The organism is Sphingomonas panaciterrae, from assembly GCF_036890205.1.
GTDB lineage: Bacteria > Pseudomonadota > Alphaproteobacteria > Sphingomonadales > Sphingomonadaceae > Sphingomonas > Sphingomonas panaciterrae.
In genome coordinates this window covers 241,225-265,798 of sequence record NZ_JAKNQR010000001.1, presented here as the reverse complement: position 1 = coordinate 265,798, position 24,574 = coordinate 241,225, and the positions used below count along the sequence as shown (strand labels likewise).

Genomic DNA, 24,574 nt, shown 5'->3' with positions numbered 1-24,574 from the left:
TCATGAGACATGTGCTGGGTGTCGAACGCTCGATCCTGGGCCAGCCGTGGCGCTGGCGCGCGACCGCGGCGGAGGATCTTGCCCCCACCGATCTCGTCACCCAGCTGCTGCTGGCGCGGGGGTGTCCGCCCGAGGCGCTCGATGATCATCGCGCGCCCTCGATCCGCGCGTTCATGCCCGACCCGTCGATCTTCCGCGACATGGACACGGCGGCAATGCGGCTGGCTGACGCGGTCGAGCGCGGCGAGAGCATCGCCATCTTCGGCGATTATGACGTGGATGGCGCGACCTCCTCGGCGCTGATGCTCCTCCTCCTGCGTCAGCTTGGTGTCGAGGCGCGGGTCTATATTCCCGACCGGATGACGGAGGGATATGGCCCGACCGTCGCGGCCATGACCCGGCTGGCGCACGAAGGCGCGTCGCTGATCGTGACGGTGGATTGCGGCGCGCAGGCGTTTGACGCGCTTGCTGCCGCCCACGCTGTCCCGGTGGATGTGATCGTCGTCGATCATCACCAATGTTCGAGCGAGCTGCCGCTGGCGCATGCCGTGGTGAACCCCAACCGCCTCGATGAAGGGGAAGGGGCCGCACACGGCCATCTGGCAGCGGTCGGCGTCGCCTTCCTCCTCGGTGCAGCGCTGCTCCGCGTTCTGCGTGGGCGCGGCTATTTCGCCGCCCGCGCAGAGCCCCGGCTGCTGGACCTGCTCGATCTCGTCGCGCTGGGTACCGTCGCCGATGTCGCGCAATTGCGCGGGCTGAACCGGGCGTTCGTCGCGCAGGGGCTGAAGGTCATGGCCGGCAGGCGCAACATCGGCCTCGCCGCGCTGATCGAGGCGTCGCGGCTGACCCGCGCACCGACCGCGACCGATCTTGGCTTTGCCCTCGGACCGCGCATCAACGCGGGTGGTCGGGTGGGGCGAGCAGATCTTGGCGTGCGCTTGCTCACCACCAACGATCCGGCGGAGGCGCGCGCGATCGCCGCTGAGCTTGACCGGCTGAACGAGGAGCGCCGCGCGATCGAAGCGGCGGTCCAGGCAGAGGCCGAGACGATGTGCGCCGCGGGCCGCAGCATGACCGTCGTCGCGGGTGTCGGCTGGCACCCGGGCGTCATCGGCATCGTCGCTGGCCGCCTGAAGGAGAAACTGGGTCAGCCAGCGATCGTCATCGCCATCGACGAGAACGGCGTCGGCAAGGGCTCCGGACGCTCGATCACCGGCGTCGATCTGGGGCAGGCCATCCACGCAGCGAAGGAGGCCGGGCTGATCGTCGCTGGCGGCGGCCACGCCATGGCAGCCGGGCTGACGATTGCGGCGGACCAGATTCCGGCCTTTGCCGACTTCCTCGAAGAATTGCTGCGCGACCGGATCGCCGCGGCCGTGGCTGACCGCGCGCTGCTGGTTGATTCGGTTCACGCCCCCGGCGGGGTGACGCCCGACCTGGTCCATGCGCTGGAGGCGGGCGGGCCCTATGGCGCCGGGTGGCCGAGCCCGCGTGTTGCCATCGGTCGCGTCCGCCCGGTACGCGTCGATGTCGTCGGTAACGGCCATGTCCGTGCGATCGTCGCCGGGGATGACGGGCGCAGCCTGAAGGCGATGGCGTTCCGCGCGGCGGATACCGCGCTCGGCGCCGCATTGCTCGGCGCGTCCTCGCACCGACGCTTGTGGCTCGCCGGGCGCGCCAAGGTGGATGACTGGGCGCAGCGGCCTGCCGCAGAATTGCATATTGATGATGCTGCATGGGCAGATTGATGCATCGGGGCGTTGACAGCCGGCTTTGGCCCCTCTAGCAGCCCCCTCGCTGGCCCCTTCGTCTAGTGGTTAGGACGCGGCCCTTTCACGGCTGAAACACGGGTTCGAGTCCCGTAGGGGTCACCAGCTAAAAGCCCGCTTCGCCGGACTGGCGCCATGATGGGCGTCAGGAGGGGCGAGATGAATTTCGATCTCACGGGGCGCACCGCGCTGATTACCGGCGCATCGTCGGGCCTGGGCGCTCACTTCGCTGAAATCTTCGTTGCTGCGGGTGCGCGGGTCGTGATCGGCGCGCGCCGTGTCGATCGGGTGCGCGACCTTGCCGACCGGCTCGGGGATCGTGCCTTGCCGGTCGCCATCGATGTCCTGGATGAAGCCTCCATCACCGCCGCTTATGATGCCGCCGAAGCGCATTTTGGCGCGATCGACACGGTTGTCGCCAATGCCGGTGTTGCCAATGGTGGCCGCGCGATCGACATCCCCGCGGACAAGCTGCGCCAGACGATCGATACCAATTTCACCGGCGTGCTGCTGACCGCGCGAGAGGGGGCGCGGCGGATGATCGCCGCCGGCTCGCGTGAGAGTGGCCGCGGCCGCATCGTGCTGATCGGGTCGATCACCGCGCACGTCACCGGCCATGGCGACAGCGCCTATGCCGCGTCGAAGGCGGCCGTCGCGCATCTCGGCCGCAATCTGGCGCGCGAATGGGTGCGGCTGGGCATCAACGTGAACGTGCTTCAGCCCGGCTATATCCAGACCGAGATCGCCGGCGACTGGTTCGAGACCGAGGGCGGCGCCCGGCAGGTCGCGGGCTGGCATCGCCGCCGCTTCATGCCGATCGACGTCCTCGACCCCCAGCTGCTGTATTTCGCCTCGGACGCGAGCGCGATGGTGACCGGGTCGGTGATCGACATCGACGACGGCCAGTCACTCTGAACCACGCGGCTTCGACAATCCGATGCTGGACGCGTAAGCAGGCGCGGTGCGGACGATTGATCTGAATGCCGATCTGGGGGAGGGTTTCGGCCCCTGGACGATGGGCGATGATGCGGCGATGCTGTCGCTCGTCACCAGTGCCAATGTCGCCTGTGGCGGCCATGCAAGCGACCCGGAGACTATGTTCCGCACGCTGGAGATGGCGCGCGATCGGCGGGTCGTCGTCGGCGCGCATCCAAGTTACCCCGACATGGCCGGCTTTGGTCGTCGTCGGCTGATTGCGCCGCCTGAGGAGATCACTCGTTTCGTCGCCGCGCAGGTAGGGTCGCTGGTGGCGATCGGTGCGCTCGCTGGGCATCGCGTCCGCTATGTGAAGCCGCATGGCGCACTCGCCAATGTCGCGGCGGTGGAGCGCGACGTGGCCGATGCCATCGCGCGGTCGGTTCAGGCGATCGATCCGCAGCTCGGCATCCTCGCCATCGCGGGCACGCAGCTTGAGCTCGCGACCCGTGCGCTCGGCATGACGGTGTACCGTGAGATCTACGCCGATCGCGGCTACACCGCGGCCGGCCTGCTGGTGCCGCGTGATCAGCCCGGCGCGATCATTCACGATCCGGCGGAGGCGACCGATCGCTTGCTGCGCTTCCTCGAAACTGGCGCCATGCTCACCGTCGATGGCGGGCAGGTCCCGCTACAGGCGGATTCGATCTGCGTGCACGGCGACAATCCCTCCGCGGTCGACATGGCGCGATCGATCCGCACGGCGCTGAGCGAACACGGCATCGCTATCACCTCCTTCGTGCACGACGCATGACGAGCCCGGTGCTCCGGCCGGCAGGTGCGGCGGCGCTGCTGGTCGATTTCGGCGAAACTATCGACGATGCGGTCTACTCGCATGTCGTGGCGCTCGATCAGGCCGTGCAGGCCGACCCGCCGGTGGGCCTGTGTGAGACGGTGCCGGCGTACGCCAGCCTCCTGCTGGTGTTCGATCCGCTGGTGACGGACCACGAAGCGGTGGGGCGCCATGCACTCCGGCTGGTGACGAACGCAGAGAGGCTGGCGGCGCCGCCCCGCGTCCATGACGTGCCGGTCTGCTATGATGGGGAGGCGGCACCCGACCTCGTGGCGGCGGCGGAGGCGCTGCAAATTACGCCGGAGGCGCTGATCGAGCAGCATCTGGCGGGCGACTATCGGGTGTATATGTACGGCTTCGCGCCGGGATACGCTTATCTCGGCGGGGTGCCCGATGCGATTCACCTGCCGCGCAAGCCGGCTGCGGTACGCGGCTATCCGGTGGGAAGCGTCATGATCGCGGGCGCCCAATGCCTGATCACGACGCTGCCGATGCCGACCGGCTGGTGGGTGATCGGGCGCACGTCGTTGCGCGTGCTGGATGCCGATGCAGAGCGCCCGTTCCTGCTCGACCCCGGCGATCGCGTGCGCTTCACGCGGGTTCATGGGGATATGTTCGGGTGAGCCGGGTGCTTCTCAGGATCGTTGATGCCGGTCCGATGACCAGCGTGCAGGATGGCGGCCGGCCCGGCTGGCGCCGCTTCGGCGTGCCGCCCTCGGGACCGGTCGACCGGCGCGCCTTTGCCGCTGGGATGGCGGCGTGCGGAGGCAGTACCAGCGGCATCGAGGTCGCGCCGGGTGGCGTGACGGTCATGTGCGAGGAGGGCGCTGTCGCCGTGGCGGTCACCGGCGCTGCGCGAACCACCGTCAACGGGGTCGATCTTGGGGGATGGAGCCGCTTCACGTTGCCGCAGGGGGCGACATGCGTCGTGCGGGTCGAGCAGGCGTGCTGGGGCTATGTTGCCTTCGCCGGAACGCTGCGGGCGCCGTCGTGGCTCGGCAGCCAGTCGACGCATCTGATCGCGGGGCTGGGCGGGGGGCGGCTGGGCGCGGGCGACGTGGTGGAAATCACGCAGGCGCGCGAAAACCTGGCCTTTGCGATGTTGCCGGCGCCGCCGGATCGGCCTGTGCGCGGCCTTTTTCGCGCGGTGCTCGGCCCCCAGCAGGATCATTTTGGCCAGCAGGCGCTCGCGCTGCTGACGTCGGCCAGCTTTGTCGCGACGAGCCGCTTCGATCGCATGGGGCGGGGACTCGACGGGCCGGCGCTCCAGCCGCTGCGGATCGACATGCCGAGCGGGCCGGCGGTGCGCGGCGCGCTACAGGTTGACGGCGAGGGGCGGGTCAGCCTGCTGACTGCCGACCATCAGACGACGGGCGGCTACCCGCGCATCGCGGTGGTGATAGAGCCGGATATCGATGCGCTCGCCCAGCTGCCCCCCGGCGAGGCGGTGCGGTTCGAGCTGGTCAGCGCGGCCGAGGCGATTGCCGCGACCCGAGCCGCGGCGTCACGCGATCAGGCGTGGCTGAAGGAAATTGCGGCGGGCGTGCGCGAGCGCGCGCCATTGATGTTGGCCAATCTGGTCGACGGCATGGCGGTGCGGCAGGGCACCAGCCGGTAGCGGCCCGCCTGACGGCAGGCAGGCCGCGAAGGTCAGCCGCTCAGGCCGGCTTCTTGGCGACGCCGACAAGCGAAGGGCGCAGCAGCCGGTCGCGGATCATCCAGCCCGACTGCATTTCCTGAACGATCGTGCCCGGCTCCGCGTCCGAAGGCACCTCGATCATGGCCTGGTGCCGGTTGGGGTCGAGCGGCTGGCCCATCGCCTCGATCCGGGTCAGGCCATTGCGCTGGAACACGTTGACCAGTTCACGCCCGGTCGCCTCGATCCCGGCGATCAGCCCCTTCACCCGCTCATCCTCGCGCAGTTCGGCGGGGATCGACGACAAAGCGCGTTCGAGGTTGTCGTTCACGCTCAGCACGTCGCGCGCGAAGTTGGTCGCGGCATAGGCGCGGGCATCGGCCACGTCCTTTTCGGCACGGCGGCGCACGTTCTGGATCTCCGCCTGCGCGTACAGCGTCTGCTGCTTCGCCTCCGCCAGCTGGTTCTCCAGCTCGGCCGTGCGATCATGCTCGGCGACTTCCGGTGCCTCCGCGGCGGTTTCCTCGCGCAGATCCTCGGCCGGCGTGTTGCTTTGCGTGTCGGTCATTGTTTCCCTGTCATCATCTGGCTGCTCAACCCATCAGGCGAGCGAGCGTTGCTGCCGTAAAATCCACCATGGGCACGACGCGGGCGTAGTTCAACCGCGTGGGCCCAATCACCCCGACCACGCCCACCACGCGCCCGTCGCTGCCACGGAAGGGCTTTGCGATCACCGAGGAGCCGGACAGCGCGAAAAGCTTGTTCTCCGCGCCGATGAAGATGCGGGTCGCATCGCCCGCGCGAGCGGAATCGAGCAGCGCGGCGATTTCCTGCTTGCCGTCGAGATCGTCGAGCAGGTCGCGCACCCGGTCGAGATCGGCGGCGGCGGCATCGTCGAGCAGCCGGCCCTGGCCGCGCACGATCAGCACCGGCCGGCGTTCGCCATCCTCGCTCCACACCGCGATGCCGCGTTCGATCAGGGTCCGGGCCGCGCTGTCGAGCGCCGCGCGGTCGCGCGCCAGTTCCTGGTCGATCCGCGCCCGCGCCGCCGCCAGCGTCAGCCCCGACAGCGTGGCGGACATGTAATTGCCCGCCTCGATCAGCGCGGCTGGCCCGACGCCCGGCGGCAGGTCGACGACGCGGTTCTCGACCGCGCCATCCTCACTGACGAGGACCGCCAGCGCTTGACCTTGGGACAGCGGCACGAAGCCGATCGAGCGCAGTACCTGTTCCCGCTTGGGCACCATGACCAGCCCGGCGCAGGCCGATAGCCCGGACAGGGCGGCGGTGGTCGCGGCCAGCGCCTCCTCAACCGGGCCGCCGAGACCGGCGCGCGCCTCGATCGTCGCGCGCTCCTCGGCCGATGGCTCCAGCGCCTGCATCATGCCGTCGACGAACAGGCGCAGTCCAAGCTCGGTCGGCATCCGCCCGGCGGAGGTATGCGGCGCGGCCAGCAGTCCGACCTCCTCGAGCTGCGCCAGCACGCTGCGGATCGACGCCGGCGACAGGTTCAGCCCGGCCTGCGCCAGTGTCTTGGAGCCGACCGGCTGGCCGTTCTGGAGATAGCCGTCGACCACGCGGCGGAAGATGTCGCGCGCCCGGTCGGACAATTCGGTGATGGGGGGAGAAACGCTCACGACATGAATCTAGAACAAACAGGCCGGAAATCTAGGACAGACAGGCTGGCGCGACAATTGCCGAGCGGCTACCGCGAAGCCACATCAACGTCCGGTGGCGTCTGCCGATGGTCGCCTTCCTCGTGGAAAGTGGCCGGGCGCCGCCGCCGGACGATCTGCGGAGTAGAATGACCATGCGTCCCAGCGGCCGTGCGCCCGACCAGATGCGCGCCATCACCATCGAGCCGAACTTCACCCGTCATGCCGAAGGATCGGTGCTGATCGGTTTCGGCGACACCAAGGTCCTGGTCACGGCCAGCGTCGAGGAGCGGGTGCCGCCGTTCCTTCGCGGCAAGGGCCAGGGCTGGGTGACGGCGGAATATGGCATGTTGCCGCGCGCCACCCACACCCGCGGCAGCCGCGAGGCGGCCAAGGGCAAGCAGTCCGGCCGGACGCAGGAAATCCAGCGGCTGATCGGTCGTTCGCTGCGCGCCGTCACCGACATGCAGGCGCTGGGCGAGCGGCAGATCGTGCTGGATTGCGACGTGATCCAGGCGGACGGCGGCACGCGGACGGCGTCGATTTCCGGCGCATGGGTCGCGCTGCGCATGGCGGTGAACAGCCTGATGGCGGCCGGCAAAATCGAGAAGGACCCGATTTCCCAGAAGGTCGCGGCGGTTAGCTGCGGCATCTTCCAGGGGCAGCCGGTGCTCGACCTTGATTATGACGAGGATTCGAACGCGGACGCGGACGCCAATTTCGTGCTGCTGCAGAACGGCCATATCGCCGAGGCACAGGCGACCGCCGAACATGCGACCTATGACGAGGAGGCGCTGCTGCGCCTGCTGCGGCTGGCCCGGATCGGTTGCAACGAGATCTTCGCCGCGCAGGATCGGGCGATCGGGGCATGAGCGGCGAGGGGAACGAGCCGCAGGCGATCCGCAAGCTGCAGCCCGGCAAGCTGGTGATCGCCAGCCATAATCCGGGCAAGGTGCGCGAGATCGCGGCCCTGCTGGCAGGGCACGGCCTGGAAGTGGTGTCGGCGGCCGAGCTCGACCTCCCCGAGCCGGAAGAGACCGGCACGACATTCGTCATGAATGCCGAGCTGAAGGCGCAGGCGGCGGCCGACCTGTCGGGGCTGCCGGCGCTGGCCGATGACAGCGGCATCTGCGTCGATGCGCTGAACGGCGAGCCGGGGATCTTCTCCGCGCGCTGGGCGGGCGAGACGAAGGATTTCGGCGAGGCGATGCGCCGAGTCCACGCGCGCGTGTCGGAGATCGAGGATGCGCCGCGCGATGCGCATTTCGTCTGCGCGCTGGCGCTGGCCTGGCCCGACGGCCATGTCGAATGGTTCGAGGGGCGGGTCGACGGCACGCTCGTCTGGCCGCCGCGCGGGACCAAGGGCTTCGGCTATGATCCGATGTTCCTGCCCGACGGCCATGACCTGACGTTCGGCGAGATGGACGAAGAGGCGAAGCACGCCATCAGCCACCGTGCCGATGCGTTCCGCCAGATGGTTGCCGCCATTTTCTGACAATGGCGGGCCGGCGCGCGTCAGAGCGTGCGCTGGCCCACCACATTGCCGGGTGGGCTGTACCGGCAGACCAGATAATCGTCGCGCCGGTTGGACGCGATCGCGCAGCCGACGCGGGTCGTGTTGCGCCAGATGATCTGGGTATAATGCGACACGTCACGCCACTTGCCCGTGCGGCTGAACGCGGGCGTGACGCCGTTCACGAAATAGCGCTGCTCGGCCACCCAATGCCCGGACATTTCGTCGAAGCGATAGGCGCCGCGCGTGCCGGTCCACAGATTTTCCCCCTCACGCGTCGGGCCCTGCGGCTGCCTGGCGTGGGCGAAGCGGCGGGTGCGCGCCAGTTCACGGGCATAGCGACTGGCCGATGCGGCCAGCGCCGGATCCCAGGTGAGCGGCGGGACGCCAACCTCGGCCCGCGCGCGATTGTGCGCGGATAGCATGACCTGCCTCAGCAATGCGCCGCCACGGGGGGCGGGCGCCTGCGACACCTTTTCCTCATACACCCGTTCGGGGCCTTGCGCGCAGCCGGAAAGAAAAAGAACGAGCGCGGCGAGGTGGCGTCGGAGGAGCATCGCGGCCATATCGGCGGCACCATGCCCTTCGACAATGCCCTGGCGCTCTACATTCATTGGCCGTTCTGCGTCTCCAAATGCCCCTATTGTGACTTCAACAGCCATGTGCGCGCCGCCGTCGACCAGGAGAAGTGGCGCGAGGCGCTGCTGATCGACCTCGCGCACGAGGCCGCGGTGCTGCCGGGGCGCAAGCTGCGCTCGATCTTCTTTGGCGGGGGTACGCCCTCGCTGATGCCGCCGACGACCGTTGCCGCGTTGCTCGACGCGGCGGAGCGGCATTGGGGGTTCGACGAGGGGATCGAGATCACGCTGGAGGCGAATCCGTCATCGGTCGAGGCGGCGTGCTTCGCCGATCTGGCGGTGGCGGGGATCAACCGCGTGTCGCTGGGCCTGCAGGCGCTGGACGATGCGGCGCTTCACTTTCTTGGCCGCGCGCATGACGTGGCGGAGGGGCTGGGCGCGCTCAATATCGCGCAATCGGTGTTCCCGCGCGTCAGCTTCGACCTGATCTATGCCCGGCCCGAGCAGACGCTGGCGCAATGGGAGGCGGAGCTTCGCCGCGCCTTGTCGTTCGGGACCGAGCATCTGTCGCTGTACCAGCTGACGATCGAGCCGGGCACGCGCTTCGCCACCGAGGCGGCGGCGGGGCGGCTGACGATCCCTGATGGCGACGATGCGGCCGACCTGTTCGAGATGACGCGCGCGATCACCGCGGCGGCGGGCCTGCCGGCCTATGAGATCAGCAACCATGCCCGGCCGGGTGCGGAGAGCCGGCACAATCTGGCCTATTGGCGCTACCAGACCTATGCCGGCGTCGGCCCCGGCGCGCATGGCCGGCGGCAGGGGCTCGCCACCGTGCGGCGCAAGAAGCCGGAGAACTGGCTGACCGCGATCGAGCGCAACGGGCACGGGATGGAGGCGGAGGAGCCGCTCGCCCCCGCGACGCAGGCGTCCGAAGCGTTGCTGATGGGGCTGCGGCTGCGCGAAGGCGTGGATCTCGCGCGGATCGCCGCGCTCGCCGGGCGCGACATGGCCGACATCGTCGATCTTGCCGCGATCGCTCGGCTGCCCGAGCTGATCCGGCTCGACGGCAGTCGCCTGACGGTGAGCGAGCAGGGGATGCTGCTGCTCGACGCGATCCTGCCGGAAGTCGTGCGCGATACCGTGCCTGCCTGACCGGCTGGCGGCGCGTCCAGATTGCAAGCGATGGGTTGTCGGTGCGGAGGCGCCGACGCTAAAGGCTCGGCGGAACAATGGAGAGTATCATGCGCGTCATCGACCATCACATCGTCGGCCATCAGGGTGGCGCCGGCGGGCGCGTGTCGGAGGTGTTCGACCCCAATACCGGGCGCGTTCAGGCGCAGGTGACACTGGGCACGCAGGCTGATCTCGACCGGGCGGTCGCGGCCGCCGGGGCAGCGCAGCCGGCCTGGGCCGCGACCAACCCGCAGCGCCGCGCGCGCGTGATGTTCGCGTTCAAGGCGCTGGTCGAGGCGAACATGAACGAGCTGGCGCATCTGCTGTCGTCCGAGCACGGCAAGGTGATCGCCGATTCCAAGGGCGATATTCAGCGCGGGCTGGAAGTGGTCGAATTCGCCTGCGGCATCCCGCATGTGCTGAAGGGTGAGTTCACCCAGGGCGCGGGGCCGGGCATCGACGTCTATTCGATGCGCCAGCCGATCGGCATTGGTGCCGGCATCACGCCGTTCAACTTCCCGGCGATGATCCCCTTGTGGATGGGTGCGGTCGCCACCGCCTGCGGCAATGCCTTCATCCTGAAGCCGTCGGAGCGTGACCCGTCGGTGCCGGTGCGCCTTGCCGAGCTGATGCGCGAGGCGGGAATGCCGGAGGGCATTTTCCAGGTCGTCAACGGCGACAAGGAGATGGTCGACGCGATCCTCGATCATCCGGCGATCGGCGCGGTCAGCTTCGTCGGATCGTCCGACATCGCGCATTACGTCTATCGGCGCGGTGTCGCGGCGGGCAAGCGCGTGCAGGCGATGGGCGGCGCGAAGAACCACGGCATCGTCATGCCCGACGCCGACCTCGACCAGGTGGTCGCCGACCTGTCGGGCGCGGCGTTCGGCTCGGCTGGCGAACGCTGCATGGCGCTGCCGGTGGTGGTGCCGATCGGCGACAAGACCGCCGATGCGCTGCGCGAGAAGCTGATCCCCGCGATCGAGAAGCTGCGTGTCGGCGTCTCGACCGATGCCGAGGCGCATTACGGCCCGGTCATCAACGCCGCGCACAAGCAGCGCGTCGAACAGTGGATCCAGACCGGCGTCGACGAGGGCGCGGAACTGGTCGTCGATGGCCGCGGCTTCACGTTGCAGGGGCATGAGGACGGGTTCTTCGTCGGCCCGTCGCTGTTCGACCGCGTGACGCCGCAGATGAAGAGCTATCAGGAGGAAATCTTCGGCCCGGTGCTGCAGATCGTCCGCGCGCCCGACTTCGAGACCGCGCTTCGCCTGCCGAGCGACCATCAATACGGCAATGGCGTCGCGATCTTCACGCGCAACGGCCATGCCGCGCGCGAATTCGCGGCGCGAGTCAATGTCGGCATGGTGGGCATCAACGTGCCGATCCCGGTGCCGGTCGCCTATCACACCTTCGGCGGATGGAAGCGGTCCGCCTATGGCGACACCAACCAGCACGGCATGGAAGGCGTGAAGTTCTGGACCAAGGTGAAGACCGTCACGCAGCGCTGGCCGGACGGCTCCGCTGACCTGCCGCGCGGCAGCGAGGACGGCGGCCCGTCGCGCGTCCAGGACGCGTTCGTCATCCCGACGATGGGCTGAGGTACCTTGGCGCGTAACTTCCTGTTTGCTGCCGCAGCCGCGGCGTCACTCGCCGCCTGCGGCACGCCGGTCGAGGAGATCGGCAACAATGCGCTGGAAGCGGCGGAGAACATCGTGGCGGTCGACAATATCGCTGCGATCGTTCCCGTCGAGATCAAGCCGCCGGTGAACCGTCTGCCCCAGCCCTTCATCGGGCGCTGGGGCCTGACGGCGGAGGATTGCACGGGCACGGCCGGGAACAACGCCGGGCTGATGGTGATCGCGCCGGACCTCCTGACCTTCTACGAATCGCGCGCCGCGGTGCGTGGTCTTCAGGCGATCTCCCCGACGGAAGTCCGCGTGACGCTGACCTTCACCGGCGAGGGGCAGGAGTGGACGCAGGAAACACCGCTGATCCTCGGTGAGGATGGCGTCACGCTGACGCGCCTCGTCGATGGTCGCAAGCTGCAATATACGCGGTGCGGCGCATGAGCGGGGGAAGCGCGACAGGCTGGATCCTAACCTTTTCCTGCGAGGACCGCGGCGGGATCGTGGCCGCGGTCGCCGGCTGCGTGGCGGAGGCGGACGGCTTCATCCTCGACAGCCAGCAATATGCCGATCTGGAGAGCGGCCGCTTCTTCATGCGGCTGGTGTTCCGCGGGCCGGACTGCCGCGAGGGGCTGTCGCGCGTCGCGACGCGGTTCGGGTTCGACTGGACGCTGGTACCGGCCGATCATCGCCCCAAGGTGCTGATCGCCTGTTCCAACACCTCGCACTGCCTGAACGACCTGCTGCACCGCTGGTCGATCGGCGCGCTGCCGATCGAGCCGGTCGGCGTGGTGTCCAACCACACGACGCTGCAGGGGCTGGCCGAATGGCATGGCCTGCCGTTCCATCACCTGCCGGTATCGGCCGCCAACCGCGCGGAGCAGGAACAGGCGCTGTTCGACCTGTTCGAGCGGAGCGGGGCCGAGCTGCTGGTGCTGGCGCGTTACATGCAGATCCTGTCGGCGGACCTGGTGGCCAAGGTCGCCGGGCGCTGCGTCAACATCCACCACAGCTTCCTGCCGAGCTTCAAGGGGGCCAAGCCCTATCATCAGGCGCATGCGCGCGGGGTGAAGCTGATCGGTGCGACGGCGCATTACGTCACCACCGATCTTGATGAAGGGCCGATCATCGAACAGGCGGCGGAGCGCGTCGACCATCGTGCGACCGTCGAGGAACTGATCGGCATCGGGCGCGATATCGAGGCGCAGGTGCTTGCGCGGGCGGTTCGCTGGATCGCGGAGCGCCGCGTCCTGCGCAATGGTGCACGCACCGTTGTCTTTCGCTAGAGCCGGAAAATGACTGACCAGTTTGATCTTACCGACGACCAGCGCGAGATTCAGGATCTCGCGCGCCGCTTCACCGCGGACCGTATCACCCCCTTCGCTGCCGAATGGGACGAAAAGCACATCTTCCCGCGCGACACGATCAAGGCCGCCGCCGAGCTCGGCTTTGCGGCGATCTATGTCAGCGAGGAAAGCGGCGGGATCAACCTCGGCCGATTGGAAGCCGCGCTGATCATGGAGGCGATGGCCTATGGCTGCCCCGCCACCAGCGCCTTCATCTCGATCCACAACATGGCCTCGTGGATGATCGACCGCTTCGGTTCCGATGACCTGAAGGGCCGCTATCTGCCCAGCCTTGTCACCATGGACAAGATGGCGAGCTACTGCCTGACCGAGCCGGGCTCCGGCTCCGATGCGGCGGCGCTCAAGACCAGCGCGCGGCTGGAGGGCGATCATTATATCGTCAACGGATCGAAGCAGTTCATTTCCGGCGCGGGCGAGAATGAAGTCTATGTGACGATGGTGCGCACGGGCGCCGATGGCCCCAAGGGCATCTCCTGCCTCGTCATCGACAAGGACATGCCGGGCGTCTCCTTCGGCGCGAATGAGCGAAAGCTCGGCTGGCACGCGCAGCCGACCCGCCAAGTGCTGTTCGACAATGTGAAGGTGCCGGTGGCAAACCGCGTCGGGCAGGAAGGCGAGGGTTTCCGCTTCGCCATGATGGGCCTCGACGGCGGGCGCCTGAACATCGGTGCCTGCTCGCTGGGTGGGGCGCAGCGCTGCCTGGACGAGGCGATCGCCTATACCAAGGATCGCCAGCAGTTCGGGAAGCCGATCGCCGATTTCCAGAACACGCAGTTCACGCTGGCCGACATGGATACCGAGCTTCAGGCGGCGCGCTACCTGCTTTACGTCGCCGCCGCGAAGGTGACGGCGAACGCGCCCGACAAGACGCGCTTTGCCGCGATGGCCAAGCGGCTGGCGACCGACACCGGATCCTCGGTGGTCGATCGCGCGCTGCAGCTGCACGGCGGCTATGGCTATCTGATGGATTATCCGATCGAACGCTTCTGGCGTGACCTGCGGGTCCATTCGATCCTGGAGGGCACCAACCAGGTGATGCGGATGATCGTGGGGCGTGAGCTGACGCGCCAGTAACTGTCCTACACGCGGTAGGTGTGAGAGAAGATAGGATCGCCTCCGAAACGAACGTCTTTATCTTCTCTCTCACACGCACAAGTTTCGGGAATTTTGCGGATGACCAGTGACGTTCTCACCTTTGTCGACGGGCCGATCGGCCGCATCCGGCTGAACCGCCCGAAGGCGATCCACGCGCTCACCACCCCGATGTGCGTCGCCGTGCTCGACGCGCTGGAGGCATGGCGCGGCGACGATGGCGTCCGGGCGATCATCGTCGATCACGCGGAAGGCCGTGGCTTCTGCGCCGGCGGCGACATCCGCATGCTCGCCGAAAGCGGCGCGAAGGACGGCGCGGAGGCGCGTGAATTCTTCCACACCGAATATCGCATGAACCACCGCCTGTTCACCTATGTGAAGGCAACGGTCGCCTTCATGGACGGCATCACCATGGGCGGCGGCGTCGGCATTTCGCTGCCGTGCCGCTATCGCGTGGCGACCGAGAACACGAAGTTCGCCATGCCCGAAACCGGCATCGGCCTGTTCCCCGATGTCGGTGGCGGCTGGTATCTGTCGCGCCTTCCGGGGCGGATCGGACAATATCTGGCGCTGACCGGCCACCGGCTCGACGGCGCGGAGACCTTCGCGCTGGGCCTCGCCACGCACTACCTGCCGGCGGATCAGGTCGAGGAGGCCAAGCGCCGCATCGCTGCCGATCCCGGCGCGATCGTTGAGGCGCTGGATACGCTGTCCGCCGAGCCGGGGCCGGCGGCGCTGCTCGACAAGCGCGCCGAGATCGACCGGCTGTTCGCATCGGACAAGCTCGAGGACATCTACGCCGCGCTGGAGGCGGACGGCGGTGAGTTCGCCGCCGCGACGCTCGGGACGCTGAAGACCAAGTCGCCGCAGACGATGAAGGTCAGCCTGAAGCTGCTGAAGGACGGCAAGGCGATGGCGAGCTTTGCCGACGAAATGCGCCAGGAATATGCCGTCGGCGCGCGCGTGGTGCAGCGCCACGACTTCCTCGAAGGCGTCCGCGCGGTGATCGTCGACAAGGACAATGCGCCAAGGTGGGAACCGGCGACGCCCGAAGGCGTCAGCGATCATGTGATCGACCAGATCTTCGCGCCGCTGCCTGATGCCGAGGCGTGGACGCCGCACGATTGACCAATAAACCCGCCGCCGCTGGCAGTGCCGCGGCGAGGGAAGGGGAGAGAATGATGACCGAATATGCCAACATCCTCGTCGAGCAGCGCGGTGCCGTCACGCTCGTCACGCTCAATCGCCCGCAGTCGCTGAATGCGCTGAACAGTGATGTGCTCGCCGATCTGTCGGCGGCGTTCGGTGCGTATGACAAGGACGACAGCCAGCGTTGCCTCGTCCTCACCGGATCGGGCGAGAAGGCGTTCGCCGCCGGCGCGGACATCAAGCAGATGGCCGACATGGCCGCAGCCGATTTCTTCCTGCAGGACTTTTTCGCCGGCTGGCAGATCGGCGTCGTGGCGACGCGCAAGCCGTGGATCGCGGCGGTCAACGGCTTTGCGCTGGGCGGCGGGTGCGAGCTCGCGATGATGGCGGACTTCATCTACGCGGCCGACACGGCGAAGTTCGGCCAGCCCGAGATCAAGCTTGGCGTCGCGCCGGGGATGGGCGGATCGCAGCGGCTGACGCGTGCGATCGGCAAGGCCAAGGCGATGGAAATGTGCCTCACCGGCCGGATGATGGATGCCGCCGAAGCGGAACGCTCGGGCCTCGTCGCCAAAGTGGTGCCGCTCGCCTCGCTCCTTGAAGAGACGCTGAAGACCGCGGAACTGATCGCCTCGATGCCGCCGATGGCCGCGATGGTGAACAAGGAAATGGTCAACACGGCCTTTGAGACCGGGCTGGCGCAGGGCATCCTGACCGAGCGTCGCCTGTTCCAGATCCTGACCGCGACCGAGGACAAGGCGGAGGGCATGGCAGCCTTCGTCGAGAAGCGGCAGGGGGTCTGGAAGGGGCGCTGAGCCCCCGCCGGCTCATCCGGACGAACCACCATTGAAGAGCGGGGCGGGTAATCTCAGCTCCGCGGGACAAGGCGCCTGCCGCAGCGGCGCGGCGCTAAGGAGAAGAATATGGCACGCGTTGCATTCATTGGCCTGGGCAACATGGGCGGCGGCATGGCCGCGAACCTGGCCAAGGCCGGCCATGATGTGCGCGCCTTTGACCTCGATGCCGAGGCGCTCAATCGGGCGAAGCAGGCGGGATGCCTGCCAGTTCAGAGCGCGGCAGAGGCCGTGGTCGGCGCCGAGGCCGTCATCACCATGCTCCCCGCTGGCGCCCATGTCGCCGCCACGTACAAGGAGGCCGTGTTCAGCAATGCGGCGCCGTCGGCCGTTCTGATCGACTGTTCCACCATCGACGTCGCAACCGCGCGCGAGCTGGCCGCGGCGGCGGCGACACGCGGGCTTGAGGCCGTCGATGCGCCCGTATCGGGCGGGATTGCCGCCGCCAATGGCGGCACGCTGACGTTCATGGTCGGCGGCACCGCAAAGGGGTTCGAAGAGGCGCAGCTCTATCTGGAAGCGATGGGCAAGGCGGTTATCCATGCCGGCGACAGCGGCGCGGGGCAGGCCGTGAAGATGTGCAACAATTTGATCCTGGCGGGCACGATGATCGCGACCTGCGAGGGGCTGGCGCTGGCCGAGCGGCTGGGGCTGGACCTGCAGGTTTTCTACGACATCGCCAGCAAGGCGACGGCGCAGAGCTGGTCGCTCAACACCTATTGCCCGGTGCCGGGCGTCGGCCCGGAGAGTCCCGCCGACCGCAATTATGAGGGCGGGTTCGCCGCTGCGCTGATGCTCAAGGATCTTCGCCTCGCCATGGGGGCGGCGGAGCGGGCGGGCGTCGACCTGCCGTTCGGCACGCACGCGACCGAGCTGTACTCCTCGTTCGTCAATGGCGGCAACGCGGGCACCGATTTCTCCGGGATCATCCGCACGCTTCAGGACAAGCCGTGAGCGTCGCCTTTCGCCGGGAGAGCGACGAGGAGCATCGGGAGCCGCGGTTCGAACTGCCGCTGCCCAGCGGACCCAATCTCGTCACCGAGCGCGGCCTTGCGCTCATCGAGGAGCGGATCGCGGCGCTGACCGAGGAACAATCCGGCGCGGACGAGATGCGCGCGACCGAGATCGCGCGCGAGCTTCGCTACTGGAATACGCGCCGCGTGACGGCGGTGCTCGCCCCGCGGCCGCCGGAGGACGAGGTGGCGTTTGGCAGCCGCGTCCGCTTCAGGCTCAACGGCAAGGAGCAGGAGATCGTCATCGTCGGTGATGACGAGGCTGATCCGGCAGCGGGGAAGGTCGCGTTCTCGGCACCGCTCGCCCGCGCATTGATCGGCGGTGCTGCGGACGAGGTGGTGGCGTTCAACGGACGCGAGGATGCGATCACGATTCTGGACGTTCGCCCGGACTGACCCGCGGCGGCCCGGGTCTGGTGGCCTGCCGCGTGGCGGGTTTTCTGGAAGCCATGCCGTACGTGGCTACCACGGGGTCGGCGACCCTCAGCTTCGTGGTCGCCGGGTAATGCTGCGCAGCATGGCCAATGACGCGCAGACGGCGCTCTTCGCGCCCAGGCATGAATTCGGCGCCTGCCGTCAAGCTGCCGTCAGGTCTTGCTACGATCGAGTGAAGCTAAGTTTCTGCATGCTGCACGCCTTTTGCGCAGCATGACACCGATGTCTCAAAGGTCAGACTTGTTGCAGCGCCATATGGGATGCTGTACCGCGGAAAGACATCATTAGCGGGGCAGCGCGATGAAGAAGCAGCATAGCGTAGATGGCGTGATCATCATCAAAAAATACGCCAACCGGCGCCTCTACAATACCGAAAGCTCTTCCTACATCACGCTCGAGCATCTCGCCGCGATGACCCGCGATGGCCGCGAGTTCAAGGTCGTCGACGCCAAGACCGACGAGGATATCACCCACAGCATCCTCACCCAGATCATCATGGAGGAGGAGGGACGTGGCGATCAGCCGATGCTGCCAGTGAACTTCTTGCGGCAGCTGATCTCGATGTACGGCGACTCGATGCAGGCCATGGTGCCCGGCTATCTGGAAGCGTCGATGGAAAGCTTCCGCCGCAACCAGGCGCAGTTCAAGTCGGCGGTCGAGGGCGCCTTTGCCGGATCGCCCTTTGCCGAAATGGCCAAGCGCAACATGGCGATGTTCGAAGCCGCGACCAGCGCGTTCAAGCCGGCGGCGACGGCAGCGCCGCCCGCGAGCAAGGATGATGAGATCGCCGCGCTGAAGGCGGAATTGTCCCGCCTTCAGGAGAAAGTGAACAAGCTGGGCTAAGACGGCCTACGCGCGCTACGTTGGCGAGAGCATTGGTCGGTCAGGTTGCGGCGTCGCTGCAGCTGCGCGCATGAGCGAGCATCAGTCGTACCCACAGGAACAGGGGTACGCCATCGTCGCTGAACACATAAGTGTCTGGTTCGTCGACGACGGGAACGATCAGGCCATATCTGTCATGAAGCGGCTGCAGGAGGGCTGACGTATTCGGCTGGCCGGCCGGATCACGCGGGATCTGCGCCACGGGCAGTCGAAAGCTGTTGATCAGGGACACCTGCGCGAGGCTGCCCAATGCCCGCTCGTGACCGTCCCGTATCGCTTCGTCCACACGCAATCTGGTGCCCGGCGCGATGCGTAGCTGGAGATGGTCAAGCACCTGACCCATTCCTCGTTCGACGTCATTGTGATCCACCCGGTCGGAGCGTCGCTCGAGCGCCGCAAACCCGGCATGCTGGGCGATGAGGCTGGCCAGATAAGGAAGCCCCAGTGCCGCCAGGCTGATGAGCTGCAGCGCCTTGGGCGTGAAGCTCATCCCGCTGGCTTGTTGTCCAGCGTTGATCAAGTCGGCGATCTCGTCCTGCGTCATGTTGGGCAGCAGCAGGCCCAGGATGTTGCGCCGGATCGAGGGTACATGCTCGATGATCTCGGTCAGGTTCTGCGCGACGCCCGCGATGATCAGCTGAACACGGCTGCCGCGGTCGGACAGGTTCTTGATGAGCTCTGCGATCGACCGGCGCAGATCGGCATCGCCCGCCCGGTCGAATTCATCGAGGACCACAAGCAGCCTCGTTCCGGCAAGCCGATCGAAGATGTCGGATACGAGATCCACCGTCAGCGGCTGATCGTCGAGCAGGTCCTTGAAGCTGAGGCCGGATTCGATCTCATTGGCGGTAGGATCATAGCTGTCGTGGAACAACAGCGGCGTGTCTGCGAGGATCGCGCGGAACAAGGCGTCGAAGTTGCTGCGTTCACCGCAGGACACGTAACGGACGAGATAACGGGATTCGCGTGCGATGCCGCACAGGACGTGCAGCGTGGATGTCTTGCCGATGCCCCGCGGACCGAAGAGCACGACGTGCAAATATTGATCCTCCACCGCCCGTATGACGGTGCGAAGCAATTCACCCCGTCCAGCGAACCTCGTTGGATCCATGACGGGTCGGGCGGGGGTGAAGGCCGACCTTAGCCGGAGGCGAAGCTGGTCGTAGCTGCTGGTGCTGGGGGCGATGCGATCGACCGCTGTGCCGCGGAAGCGGGGAAGGACATGCGCCGTGCGGCGCGGCGTTGCGACCGGCTGCTCGATGTGCGGCGCCGATCCGATATCCGGCGTGGTCGCCTGCTCTTGTGCCTGGCCGAACAGGGAAGACCACCATCGCATATCGTATTCCGCTCATTTTACCCTGCAGCACCGGTGATGCTGGGGGCGGGTTCCGGCAAGCGGGCTGGTCCGTTATGGATAGATCTTGCTTTGTTCCGCGGGTTTGTGCTGGCCGAGCCGAGTGATCGCAGCGAGGATTGAGGAGCGGTTGGCCGTCAACCCGGCGAGCCGCAGCCCGACAATTGCAAGCGGAGTGGCGAGCAACAGCGCATAATAGCCGTTCACATAGTGTGCGAGCAGGACGAGCGTGATCGAGGCGGCAAGAAGCGCCAGCGTGGCATAATAGCCATCGTGCATGCGGCCGTGGGGCGCGTTGGTGAACAGGCCAGCGCAGTTGGCAGCGGCGAGTTCCGCGCCAATCCCCGCGAGGATCATGGCGTCGATCCTGCCGGTTGTTGCGGCGATCGCCAGTGCGGCCGGCACGCCGCCGAGCCGCACGATATTGGTGTAAAGCGGGCTGCGCGTTTCGGCAGAGGCAAGGGCAGCAATCGCGGGCGCGGCGCGAAATAGTCGCAAGGCGTTCAGGCAAGCGAGCGGCACGATGTACGCAGCCGCGGCATGAAAGCGGGCGCCGAACAGGAGGTCGAGCACGGCCGCTCCGAGAAGCAGTGCGCCCACCGTCAATGTCACTGCCAACAGCGCGGAAAGGGCGATCAGGACGGTGTAGAGATGTGCATGATCCTGCGGCCTTGCCTGTGTTTTCGCCAGTGCGGGCAGCGCCAGCGTCTGGAGGGACTTGGCGGCGAGATTACCGGGGATCATCGTCAGCATCAGCGCCGCGCTGAACCAGCCCAGGGATTCCGGGCCGAACCTATTGAGGACGATCATCCGGTCACCGTTCAGGATGAAGAACATTAACAGGCCGTTCACGACCAGCGGCCAGCCAAAGCGGAAGGCATGCCGGGCGATCGTGCCGTCGAAACTGACCCGATAGCTCTGCTGGACACCTACGTGGGAGAGGGCGACGGCGCTCACCTGCTGCGTGAGGATGGCGGCCAGGGCGACGCGGTGATCGTGGAAGAACCAATAGGCTGGCAGGATGGCGAGCAGGCCCAGGGGTTGCGAGAGCAGCGACCGCAGCGCTTGCGGAGCGAAGTGTCCATCGCGCTGCATTCGGAAAATATCTAAGTTTGTGAAGGCGTTGATGAGCGGAACGACGGTGAGGATCAGGTAGTCGCCGGTCTGGCTGATGGTATTGGTGGCCGCGGCGAAGATGAAGGCGACCAGTATGAGAAGGATGGTCGCCATGAAGCTGACCACGATCTGCGCGCCGTGGAGGTTGGAGACGAAGGCAGGATCGTCGGCACGGGGATCCTGCACCACGAGACGGTTCAGGCCAACGTTCTGAAATGTCTCCACAATCGTCATCAGTATGGCGAAGGTGGCGGCGAGGCCGAACTCCGTCACGGAAAGCAAGCGGGCGAGCAGGACGTTGCGCACGAGGACCGCGGCGACGTCCACGCAGTTGCTGAACAGTACGATCGATCCTGATCGCAGTAAGCGCACGGTGATGGATTCCTTGCCTTGGATCAGGATGGCAGTGGCGCGAAATGGCCGGCGACGACGGGGGGAGCGGCCTGTCCCCGGCGCACTTTGGCCTCGTTCCGGGGGCGAGCGGCCTCGACCAGCCAGCCGCCCGCGCCGAGCACGAACATCAGCCAGATGTAGCTGTTGTTCCAAAGGTGAACGCTGACGATGGCGACCATCGTCGCGACGACGGCGAAGACGTAGCCGAGGCGGATTGCCGCCTCATCGTCCCCGGCTGTGCCGCCCTTTGATGCGCGGAGCAATGTGAGCATGAACACGGACGCCAGCAGGGCGAGGCCGACCAGCCCGTATCGGTAGGCGATGACGAGCCAGAAATTGTCCATGCTGTTGCTCATGTATGCGGGGCGTTCCCATTCGTCGGTGCCGTGGCCGATCAGCGGGCTGCGCATCACGTCTGCCGTGCCGAATTCCCAGATCAGGATGCGATTGTAGGAGTTGCGGGTGTTGAAGGTGGCGTAGTCGACGAAGAGGTGAAACGGTGTTCGATCCGACAGCAGGTCGGTCACGACAAAGGCGGCGACGCACAGGGCGATGAGGATGATCCAGCGGCGCTGGACGCGGCGGAGCAGCAGGTTCCAGGTCATCAGCGCGAACTGGACGTTCATGCTGAGCAGCGCGCCGGTGGACAGCGAGGTCAGCGTGGCTATGGCCACGGTCGACGCGATGCCGCTGCGGAACGCGAGCGTGCGACGGGCGGCGGTGATGTAGATTGCCGGCGCCATCAAGGTTGCACAGAAGACGCCGAGGAGGATCGGGTGTTCGAACACGCCCTGCGCGCGGCTGAAGCCCCAGCGTTCCTCCATATAGGTGGGTGCGAGTGCCTGTCCGAAGCGGCCGGCCAGGTCGAGCAGCGGCTTCGTTCCGCTGACGGATTCCCAGATGAGGAAGGGGGCGAGCAGGATGACGCCGACGATCGCGACGGCGAAGGTGTAGCGCATCGAGGGTGCGTCGCGCACCAGCGCGCGGCCCGCAAAGTAAGCGCCGGCGCTTTGCAATAATACGACGCCGGCCGGCTCAATCGCGTCGCGCGGGTCGAGCAGGAGGAAGCGGGTGGCGGCGGCCCAGATGGCGAAGGCCAGCGCGAGGGCGTCGATCACCGACCGCTGCCCCGCGCGGCCGACTGCCCACAGGCCCAACATTACCGGCAAGCTGACGATCAGGAGGATCAAGGAGGGCGAGAGCCGGATCGATCCGACATCGTAGAGCGACGGCAGGAAAAGAGTGGCGATGAAGCTGATGATCATCAGCCGGCGGGCAAGCGACGAATGCGCAGGTGCTGCCGCCATCTCCGTCGGCAGCAAGGGTGTATCGAGCGGCTGCCGGTCCACGGCGGTGTCGGTACGGACGAGCCGCCCATTGTGGACGCGGACGAGCGGCCCCTTGCGCTGAGGCCCACGCGCACGGGAAGCGGGCGTCACCATAGGGCGGCGGAGCGCGAGCGGCCGGTTCAGATCAGTCACTGGCAGGCTGCCATCCCGGCGGCGCGCGGCGCGTCACAGGCCGGGCGCCTGTTGCCGCCACGTCGCATGATAACCGGCCATCGAGCGGTTGCTGATCCAGCGGCGCAGCGCGGAACGGCCGCGGTCGCCGGTGACCGGCATGACCGTGTTGCTGGGCGGCGTGGCCGGGGCGGCCGCGCCGATCAGGTAGAGCGGCGCGGCATTGCCGGTGAGGCGAGCGCCCTCCTGAACCCGGATCCAGCTTTTCTGATCGGGGAAGCGCGCGACCACATTGTCCTTCACCACCAGCGAGGGGCTTTTCGACAGAACGGCAATGCCATTGTACATCGCGCCCATGACGATGTTGTCGGCGATCACGACGTCGCGATAGGGTAGGCCGGACTTTTCATCGCGCAGGAAGATGCCCTGCATCGCGGCACCAGCCCCGCGATCGATGATGTTGCCGCGGATCGTGATGTTCGACGCGGCGCTGCCCTGACGCGAGGTCCACATCTGAATGGCGTCGGGGTGATCGCCCGGCGCCGGGGCAAAATCGGTGATCACATTCTCGGCGATGACGATGTGCGAATTGCCGCCGCCGCGCACGCCATCCATCCGCAGATGGTGGAGGTAATTGCCTGTGACGGTCGCGTTATGCGTGTCGAGCAGCGAGATGGCGGTAAAGGAATTGGTGAATTCGGACCGGGTGATACCGACATCCCGGCTGTCGCGGACGAGCAGAAGCTTGTCCTGCGCGCGGCCGATCGGACCGTGGCGGCCGGTGACGCGGACCTGATCGAGCGACACATCGTGCACACGGTGCAGGGTGAAGCCATGCTGCACCGGTGATCCCGCGCTGCGCAGGGTGAGGCCGGAGAGCGTGAGATTGCCGCTGTTGCGCAGGAAGAGCCCGGTGAGGATCGCCGGGTCGGCGGGATCGCGCGAGGTGAGCGTCACCATTCGGGCTGGGTTGATGTTTTGCAGCGTAACCGGCGGGTAGAGGCCGGGGGCGAGCCGGATCCGCTCCCCGCCCCGTGCCTGGCGTACCGCGGCGACCAGTTGCGGCGCCGTGCTGACGATCAGTTCACGCTTATCGGGCGCGGTGACGACCGAGGTGCTGGCGAGGAAGATCGTCGCCAGACCGAACAGGGGCGGAATGACATGTGCCGACATGAACGCTCGACCCTTCCCCCTCCGCAGATCCGGGGATGTCTCTAACCGCGCCGCGCCACTGCCGGCAGGAGTTAGCGCAGGAACGGATCAACCTCGCACCGCGGCGGAGCGAATGGCCGATATTCAGCGGAGCGGACAATCGGCCGGGAGGGGGCATTGATCGGGAATCTGCGGGAAATGTTGCTGCGTCGTTTGTACGGCGGCCGGCGGACGCATCGCTGGTACCTGCGGCTGATCAAGCGCTGGGAGGGGGGCGAGCTCCATTCCCGTCATTTGCGCGCGATGCTGCAACGGCAGCACGGGGTTTCGGTGGGTGATTATTCCTATGGCCCCATCCTGCGCCCCGGCCTGTTGCCGCGCGGGACGCAGGTGGGGCGTTGGTGTTCGGTCGGGCAGGGGCTGATCGTGCGGCGGCGGGACCATCCGATCGGGCGGATCACGCAGCATCCGTTCTTCTACAATGCGAAGCTGGGGCTGGTGCCGCGCGACACGATTGGCGCGGAGGCCGATAATCCGCTGACCATCGGCAATGACGTGTGGATCGGGGATCGCGTGACGATCGT

Annotated in this window: 24 protein-coding genes and 1 tRNA gene; 18 read left to right on the top strand and 7 right to left on the bottom strand. The window is 67.0% G+C overall.

The features are described from left to right. The first annotated feature begins 2 nt into the window (after positions 1-2). The 6 genes from recJ (at position 3) to L8F96_RS01250 (ending at position 5,155) form a co-directional block, all read left to right on the top strand. Complete coding sequence (recJ, locus tag L8F96_RS01275; RefSeq protein ID WP_145118750.1) at positions 3-1,748, top strand: single-stranded-DNA-specific exonuclease RecJ; 1,746 nt, start codon at positions 3-5, stop codon at positions 1,746-1,748. Between the two features lie 51 nt (positions 1,749-1,799). Beyond that, positions 1,800-1,874, top strand: a tRNA-Glu gene (locus L8F96_RS01270). A 54-nt stretch (positions 1,875-1,928) separates the two neighbouring features. Continuing rightward, positions 1,929-2,684, top strand: a complete 756-nt coding sequence (locus tag L8F96_RS01265) for an SDR family NAD(P)-dependent oxidoreductase (protein WP_334654677.1) — start codon at positions 1,929-1,931, stop codon at positions 2,682-2,684. 46 nt (positions 2,685-2,730) lie between these two features. Continuing rightward, the gene (locus L8F96_RS01260) at positions 2,731-3,498 is read left to right on the top strand and encodes a LamB/YcsF family protein (RefSeq protein ID WP_334654674.1); all 768 of its coding nucleotides are present in this window, start codon (positions 2,731-2,733) and stop codon (positions 3,496-3,498) included. Beyond that, the gene (locus L8F96_RS01255; protein ID WP_334654672.1) at positions 3,495-4,160 is read left to right on the top strand and encodes a 5-oxoprolinase subunit B family protein; all 666 of its coding nucleotides are present in this window, start codon (positions 3,495-3,497) and stop codon (positions 4,158-4,160) included. Before L8F96_RS01260 ends, L8F96_RS01255 begins: the two co-directional genes overlap by 4 nt. Next, entirely contained in the window at positions 4,157-5,155 is a 999-nt protein-coding gene (locus L8F96_RS01250; protein WP_334654670.1) for a 5-oxoprolinase subunit C family protein, read from the top strand. The genes L8F96_RS01255 and L8F96_RS01250 overlap by 4 nt, the downstream gene beginning before the upstream one ends. Positions 5,156-5,195: 40 nt before the next feature. On the opposite strand, the gene grpE is transcribed toward L8F96_RS01250, so the two are convergent. Together grpE and hrcA are read right to left on the bottom strand one after the other, a co-directional pair. Next, positions 5,196-5,741 (bottom strand): nucleotide exchange factor GrpE, encoded by a 546-nt coding sequence (gene grpE / locus L8F96_RS01245; protein ID WP_125944461.1) that lies wholly within the window; start codon positions 5,739-5,741, stop codon positions 5,196-5,198. Between the two features lie 25 nt (positions 5,742-5,766). Beyond that, on the bottom strand, positions 5,767-6,810 hold the full coding sequence (gene hrcA / locus L8F96_RS01240) for a heat-inducible transcriptional repressor HrcA (RefSeq protein ID WP_334654667.1): 1,044 nt from the start codon (positions 6,808-6,810) through the stop codon (positions 5,767-5,769). A 173-nt stretch (positions 6,811-6,983) separates the two neighbouring features. On the opposite strand from hrcA, the gene rph reads away from it, so the two are divergent. Beyond that, positions 6,984-7,700: a ribonuclease PH gene (rph, locus tag L8F96_RS01235; RefSeq protein WP_046411647.1), complete on the top strand. Its 717-nt coding sequence runs from the start codon at positions 6,984-6,986 to the stop codon at positions 7,698-7,700. Then, positions 7,697-8,323: an RdgB/HAM1 family non-canonical purine NTP pyrophosphatase gene (rdgB, locus tag L8F96_RS01230; protein ID WP_136451721.1), complete on the top strand. Its 627-nt coding sequence runs from the start codon at positions 7,697-7,699 to the stop codon at positions 8,321-8,323. Before rph ends, rdgB begins: the two co-directional genes overlap by 4 nt. A gap of 20 nt (positions 8,324-8,343) precedes the next feature. Here the strand turns inward: rdgB and L8F96_RS01225 are convergent, their stop codons facing one another. After that, the gene (locus L8F96_RS01225) at positions 8,344-8,766 is read right to left on the bottom strand and encodes a CAP domain-containing protein (protein WP_334654666.1); all 423 of its coding nucleotides are present in this window, start codon (positions 8,764-8,766) and stop codon (positions 8,344-8,346) included. Between the two features lie 153 nt (positions 8,767-8,919). On the opposite strand from L8F96_RS01225, the gene hemW reads away from it, so the two are divergent. The 10 genes from hemW to phaR all read left to right on the top strand — a co-directional run bounded on the left by hemW (position 8,920) and on the right by phaR (position 18,476). Next, positions 8,920-10,074, top strand: a complete 1,155-nt coding sequence (gene hemW / locus L8F96_RS01220) for a radical SAM family heme chaperone HemW (protein WP_334655617.1) — start codon at positions 8,920-8,922, stop codon at positions 10,072-10,074. A gap of 89 nt (positions 10,075-10,163) precedes the next feature. Next, positions 10,164-11,696: a CoA-acylating methylmalonate-semialdehyde dehydrogenase gene (locus L8F96_RS01215; RefSeq protein WP_334654664.1), complete on the top strand. Its 1,533-nt coding sequence runs from the start codon at positions 10,164-10,166 to the stop codon at positions 11,694-11,696. Between the two features lie 6 nt (positions 11,697-11,702). Further along, complete coding sequence (locus tag L8F96_RS01210; RefSeq protein ID WP_052742571.1) at positions 11,703-12,167, top strand: hypothetical protein; 465 nt, start codon at positions 11,703-11,705, stop codon at positions 12,165-12,167. Beyond that, positions 12,164-13,009 (top strand): formyltetrahydrofolate deformylase, encoded by an 846-nt coding sequence (gene purU / locus L8F96_RS01205; protein WP_334654662.1) that lies wholly within the window; start codon positions 12,164-12,166, stop codon positions 13,007-13,009. The genes L8F96_RS01210 and purU overlap by 4 nt, the downstream gene beginning before the upstream one ends. Positions 13,010-13,018: 9 nt before the next feature. Beyond that, positions 13,019-14,164, top strand: coding sequence for an acyl-CoA dehydrogenase family protein (locus L8F96_RS01200; protein WP_314469736.1), 1,146 nt, complete (start codon positions 13,019-13,021; stop codon positions 14,162-14,164). Between the two features lie 99 nt (positions 14,165-14,263). After that, positions 14,264-15,310, top strand: coding sequence for an enoyl-CoA hydratase/isomerase family protein (locus L8F96_RS01195; RefSeq protein ID WP_334654661.1), 1,047 nt, complete (start codon positions 14,264-14,266; stop codon positions 15,308-15,310). Between the two features lie 53 nt (positions 15,311-15,363). Then, positions 15,364-16,146 carry an enoyl-CoA hydratase-related protein gene (locus L8F96_RS01190; RefSeq protein WP_145118764.1) on the top strand — a complete coding sequence of 261 codons (783 nt, stop codon included), beginning with the start codon at positions 15,364-15,366 and terminating at the stop codon, positions 16,144-16,146. Between the two features lie 75 nt (positions 16,147-16,221). After that, positions 16,222-17,139, top strand: a complete 918-nt coding sequence (mmsB, locus tag L8F96_RS01185; RefSeq protein WP_334655616.1) for a 3-hydroxyisobutyrate dehydrogenase — start codon at positions 16,222-16,224, stop codon at positions 17,137-17,139. After that, entirely contained in the window at positions 17,136-17,594 is a 459-nt protein-coding gene (locus L8F96_RS01180) for a GreA/GreB family elongation factor (protein ID WP_125944470.1), read from the top strand. The genes mmsB and L8F96_RS01180 overlap by 4 nt, the downstream gene beginning before the upstream one ends. A gap of 339 nt (positions 17,595-17,933) precedes the next feature. Further along, complete coding sequence (gene phaR / locus L8F96_RS01175) at positions 17,934-18,476, top strand: polyhydroxyalkanoate synthesis repressor PhaR (protein ID WP_046410158.1); 543 nt, start codon at positions 17,934-17,936, stop codon at positions 18,474-18,476. 40 nt (positions 18,477-18,516) lie between these two features. On the opposite strand, the gene L8F96_RS01170 is transcribed toward phaR, so the two are convergent. The 4 genes from L8F96_RS01170 to L8F96_RS01155 all read right to left on the bottom strand — a co-directional run bounded on the left by L8F96_RS01170 (position 18,517) and on the right by L8F96_RS01155 (position 24,011). Next, positions 18,517-19,851, bottom strand: a complete 1,335-nt coding sequence (locus tag L8F96_RS01170) for an AAA family ATPase (protein WP_334654655.1) — start codon at positions 19,849-19,851, stop codon at positions 18,517-18,519. Between the two features lie 72 nt (positions 19,852-19,923). Beyond that, entirely contained in the window at positions 19,924-21,357 is a 1,434-nt protein-coding gene (locus L8F96_RS01165; protein ID WP_334655615.1) for an oligosaccharide flippase family protein, read from the bottom strand. A 23-nt stretch (positions 21,358-21,380) separates the two neighbouring features. Continuing rightward, the gene (locus L8F96_RS01160) at positions 21,381-22,859 is read right to left on the bottom strand and encodes an O-antigen ligase family protein (RefSeq protein WP_334654654.1); all 1,479 of its coding nucleotides are present in this window, start codon (positions 22,857-22,859) and stop codon (positions 21,381-21,383) included. Positions 22,860-22,892: 33 nt separating this feature from the next. Next, positions 22,893-24,011 (bottom strand): right-handed parallel beta-helix repeat-containing protein, encoded by a 1,119-nt coding sequence (locus tag L8F96_RS01155; protein ID WP_334654653.1) that lies wholly within the window; start codon positions 24,009-24,011, stop codon positions 22,893-22,895. Between the last annotated feature and the right edge of the window lie 563 nt (positions 24,012-24,574).

What these genes read in the sequence shown, in the direction of transcription:
- rph (WP_046411647.1), top strand. Translation starts at nt 6,984, where the DNA reads ATGCGTCCCAGCGGCCGTGCGCCCGACCAGATGCGCGCCATCACCATC.
- L8F96_RS01225 (WP_334654666.1), bottom strand. Translation starts at nt 8,766, where the DNA reads ATGCTATCCGCGCACAATCGCGCGCGGGCCGAGGTTGGCGTCCCGCCG.
- rdgB (WP_136451721.1), top strand. Translation starts at nt 7,697, where the DNA reads ATGAGCGGCGAGGGGAACGAGCCGCAGGCGATCCGCAAGCTGCAGCCC.
- L8F96_RS01215 (WP_334654664.1), top strand. Translation starts at nt 10,164, where the DNA reads ATGCGCGTCATCGACCATCACATCGTCGGCCATCAGGGTGGCGCCGGC.
- L8F96_RS01200 (WP_314469736.1), top strand. Translation starts at nt 13,019, where the DNA reads ATGACTGACCAGTTTGATCTTACCGACGACCAGCGCGAGATTCAGGAT.
- purU (WP_334654662.1), top strand. Translation starts at nt 12,164, where the DNA reads ATGAGCGGGGGAAGCGCGACAGGCTGGATCCTAACCTTTTCCTGCGAG.
- L8F96_RS01265 (WP_334654677.1), top strand. Translation starts at nt 1,929, where the DNA reads ATGAATTTCGATCTCACGGGGCGCACCGCGCTGATTACCGGCGCATCG.
- phaR (WP_046410158.1), top strand. Translation starts at nt 17,934, where the DNA reads ATGAAGAAGCAGCATAGCGTAGATGGCGTGATCATCATCAAAAAATAC.
- hemW (WP_334655617.1), top strand. Translation starts at nt 8,920, where the DNA reads ATGCCCTTCGACAATGCCCTGGCGCTCTACATTCATTGGCCGTTCTGC.
- L8F96_RS01155 (WP_334654653.1), bottom strand. Translation starts at nt 24,011, where the DNA reads ATGTCGGCACATGTCATTCCGCCCCTGTTCGGTCTGGCGACGATCTTC.
- L8F96_RS01195 (WP_334654661.1), top strand. Translation starts at nt 14,264, where the DNA reads ATGACCAGTGACGTTCTCACCTTTGTCGACGGGCCGATCGGCCGCATC.
- recJ (WP_145118750.1), top strand. Translation starts at nt 3, where the DNA reads ATGAGACATGTGCTGGGTGTCGAACGCTCGATCCTGGGCCAGCCGTGG.
- L8F96_RS01190 (WP_145118764.1), top strand. Translation starts at nt 15,364, where the DNA reads ATGACCGAATATGCCAACATCCTCGTCGAGCAGCGCGGTGCCGTCACG.
- grpE (WP_125944461.1), bottom strand. Translation starts at nt 5,741, where the DNA reads ATGACCGACACGCAAAGCAACACGCCGGCCGAGGATCTGCGCGAGGAA.
- L8F96_RS01255 (WP_334654672.1), top strand. Translation starts at nt 3,495, where the DNA reads ATGACGAGCCCGGTGCTCCGGCCGGCAGGTGCGGCGGCGCTGCTGGTC.
- L8F96_RS01170 (WP_334654655.1), bottom strand. Translation starts at nt 19,851, where the DNA reads ATGCGATGGTGGTCTTCCCTGTTCGGCCAGGCACAAGAGCAGGCGACC.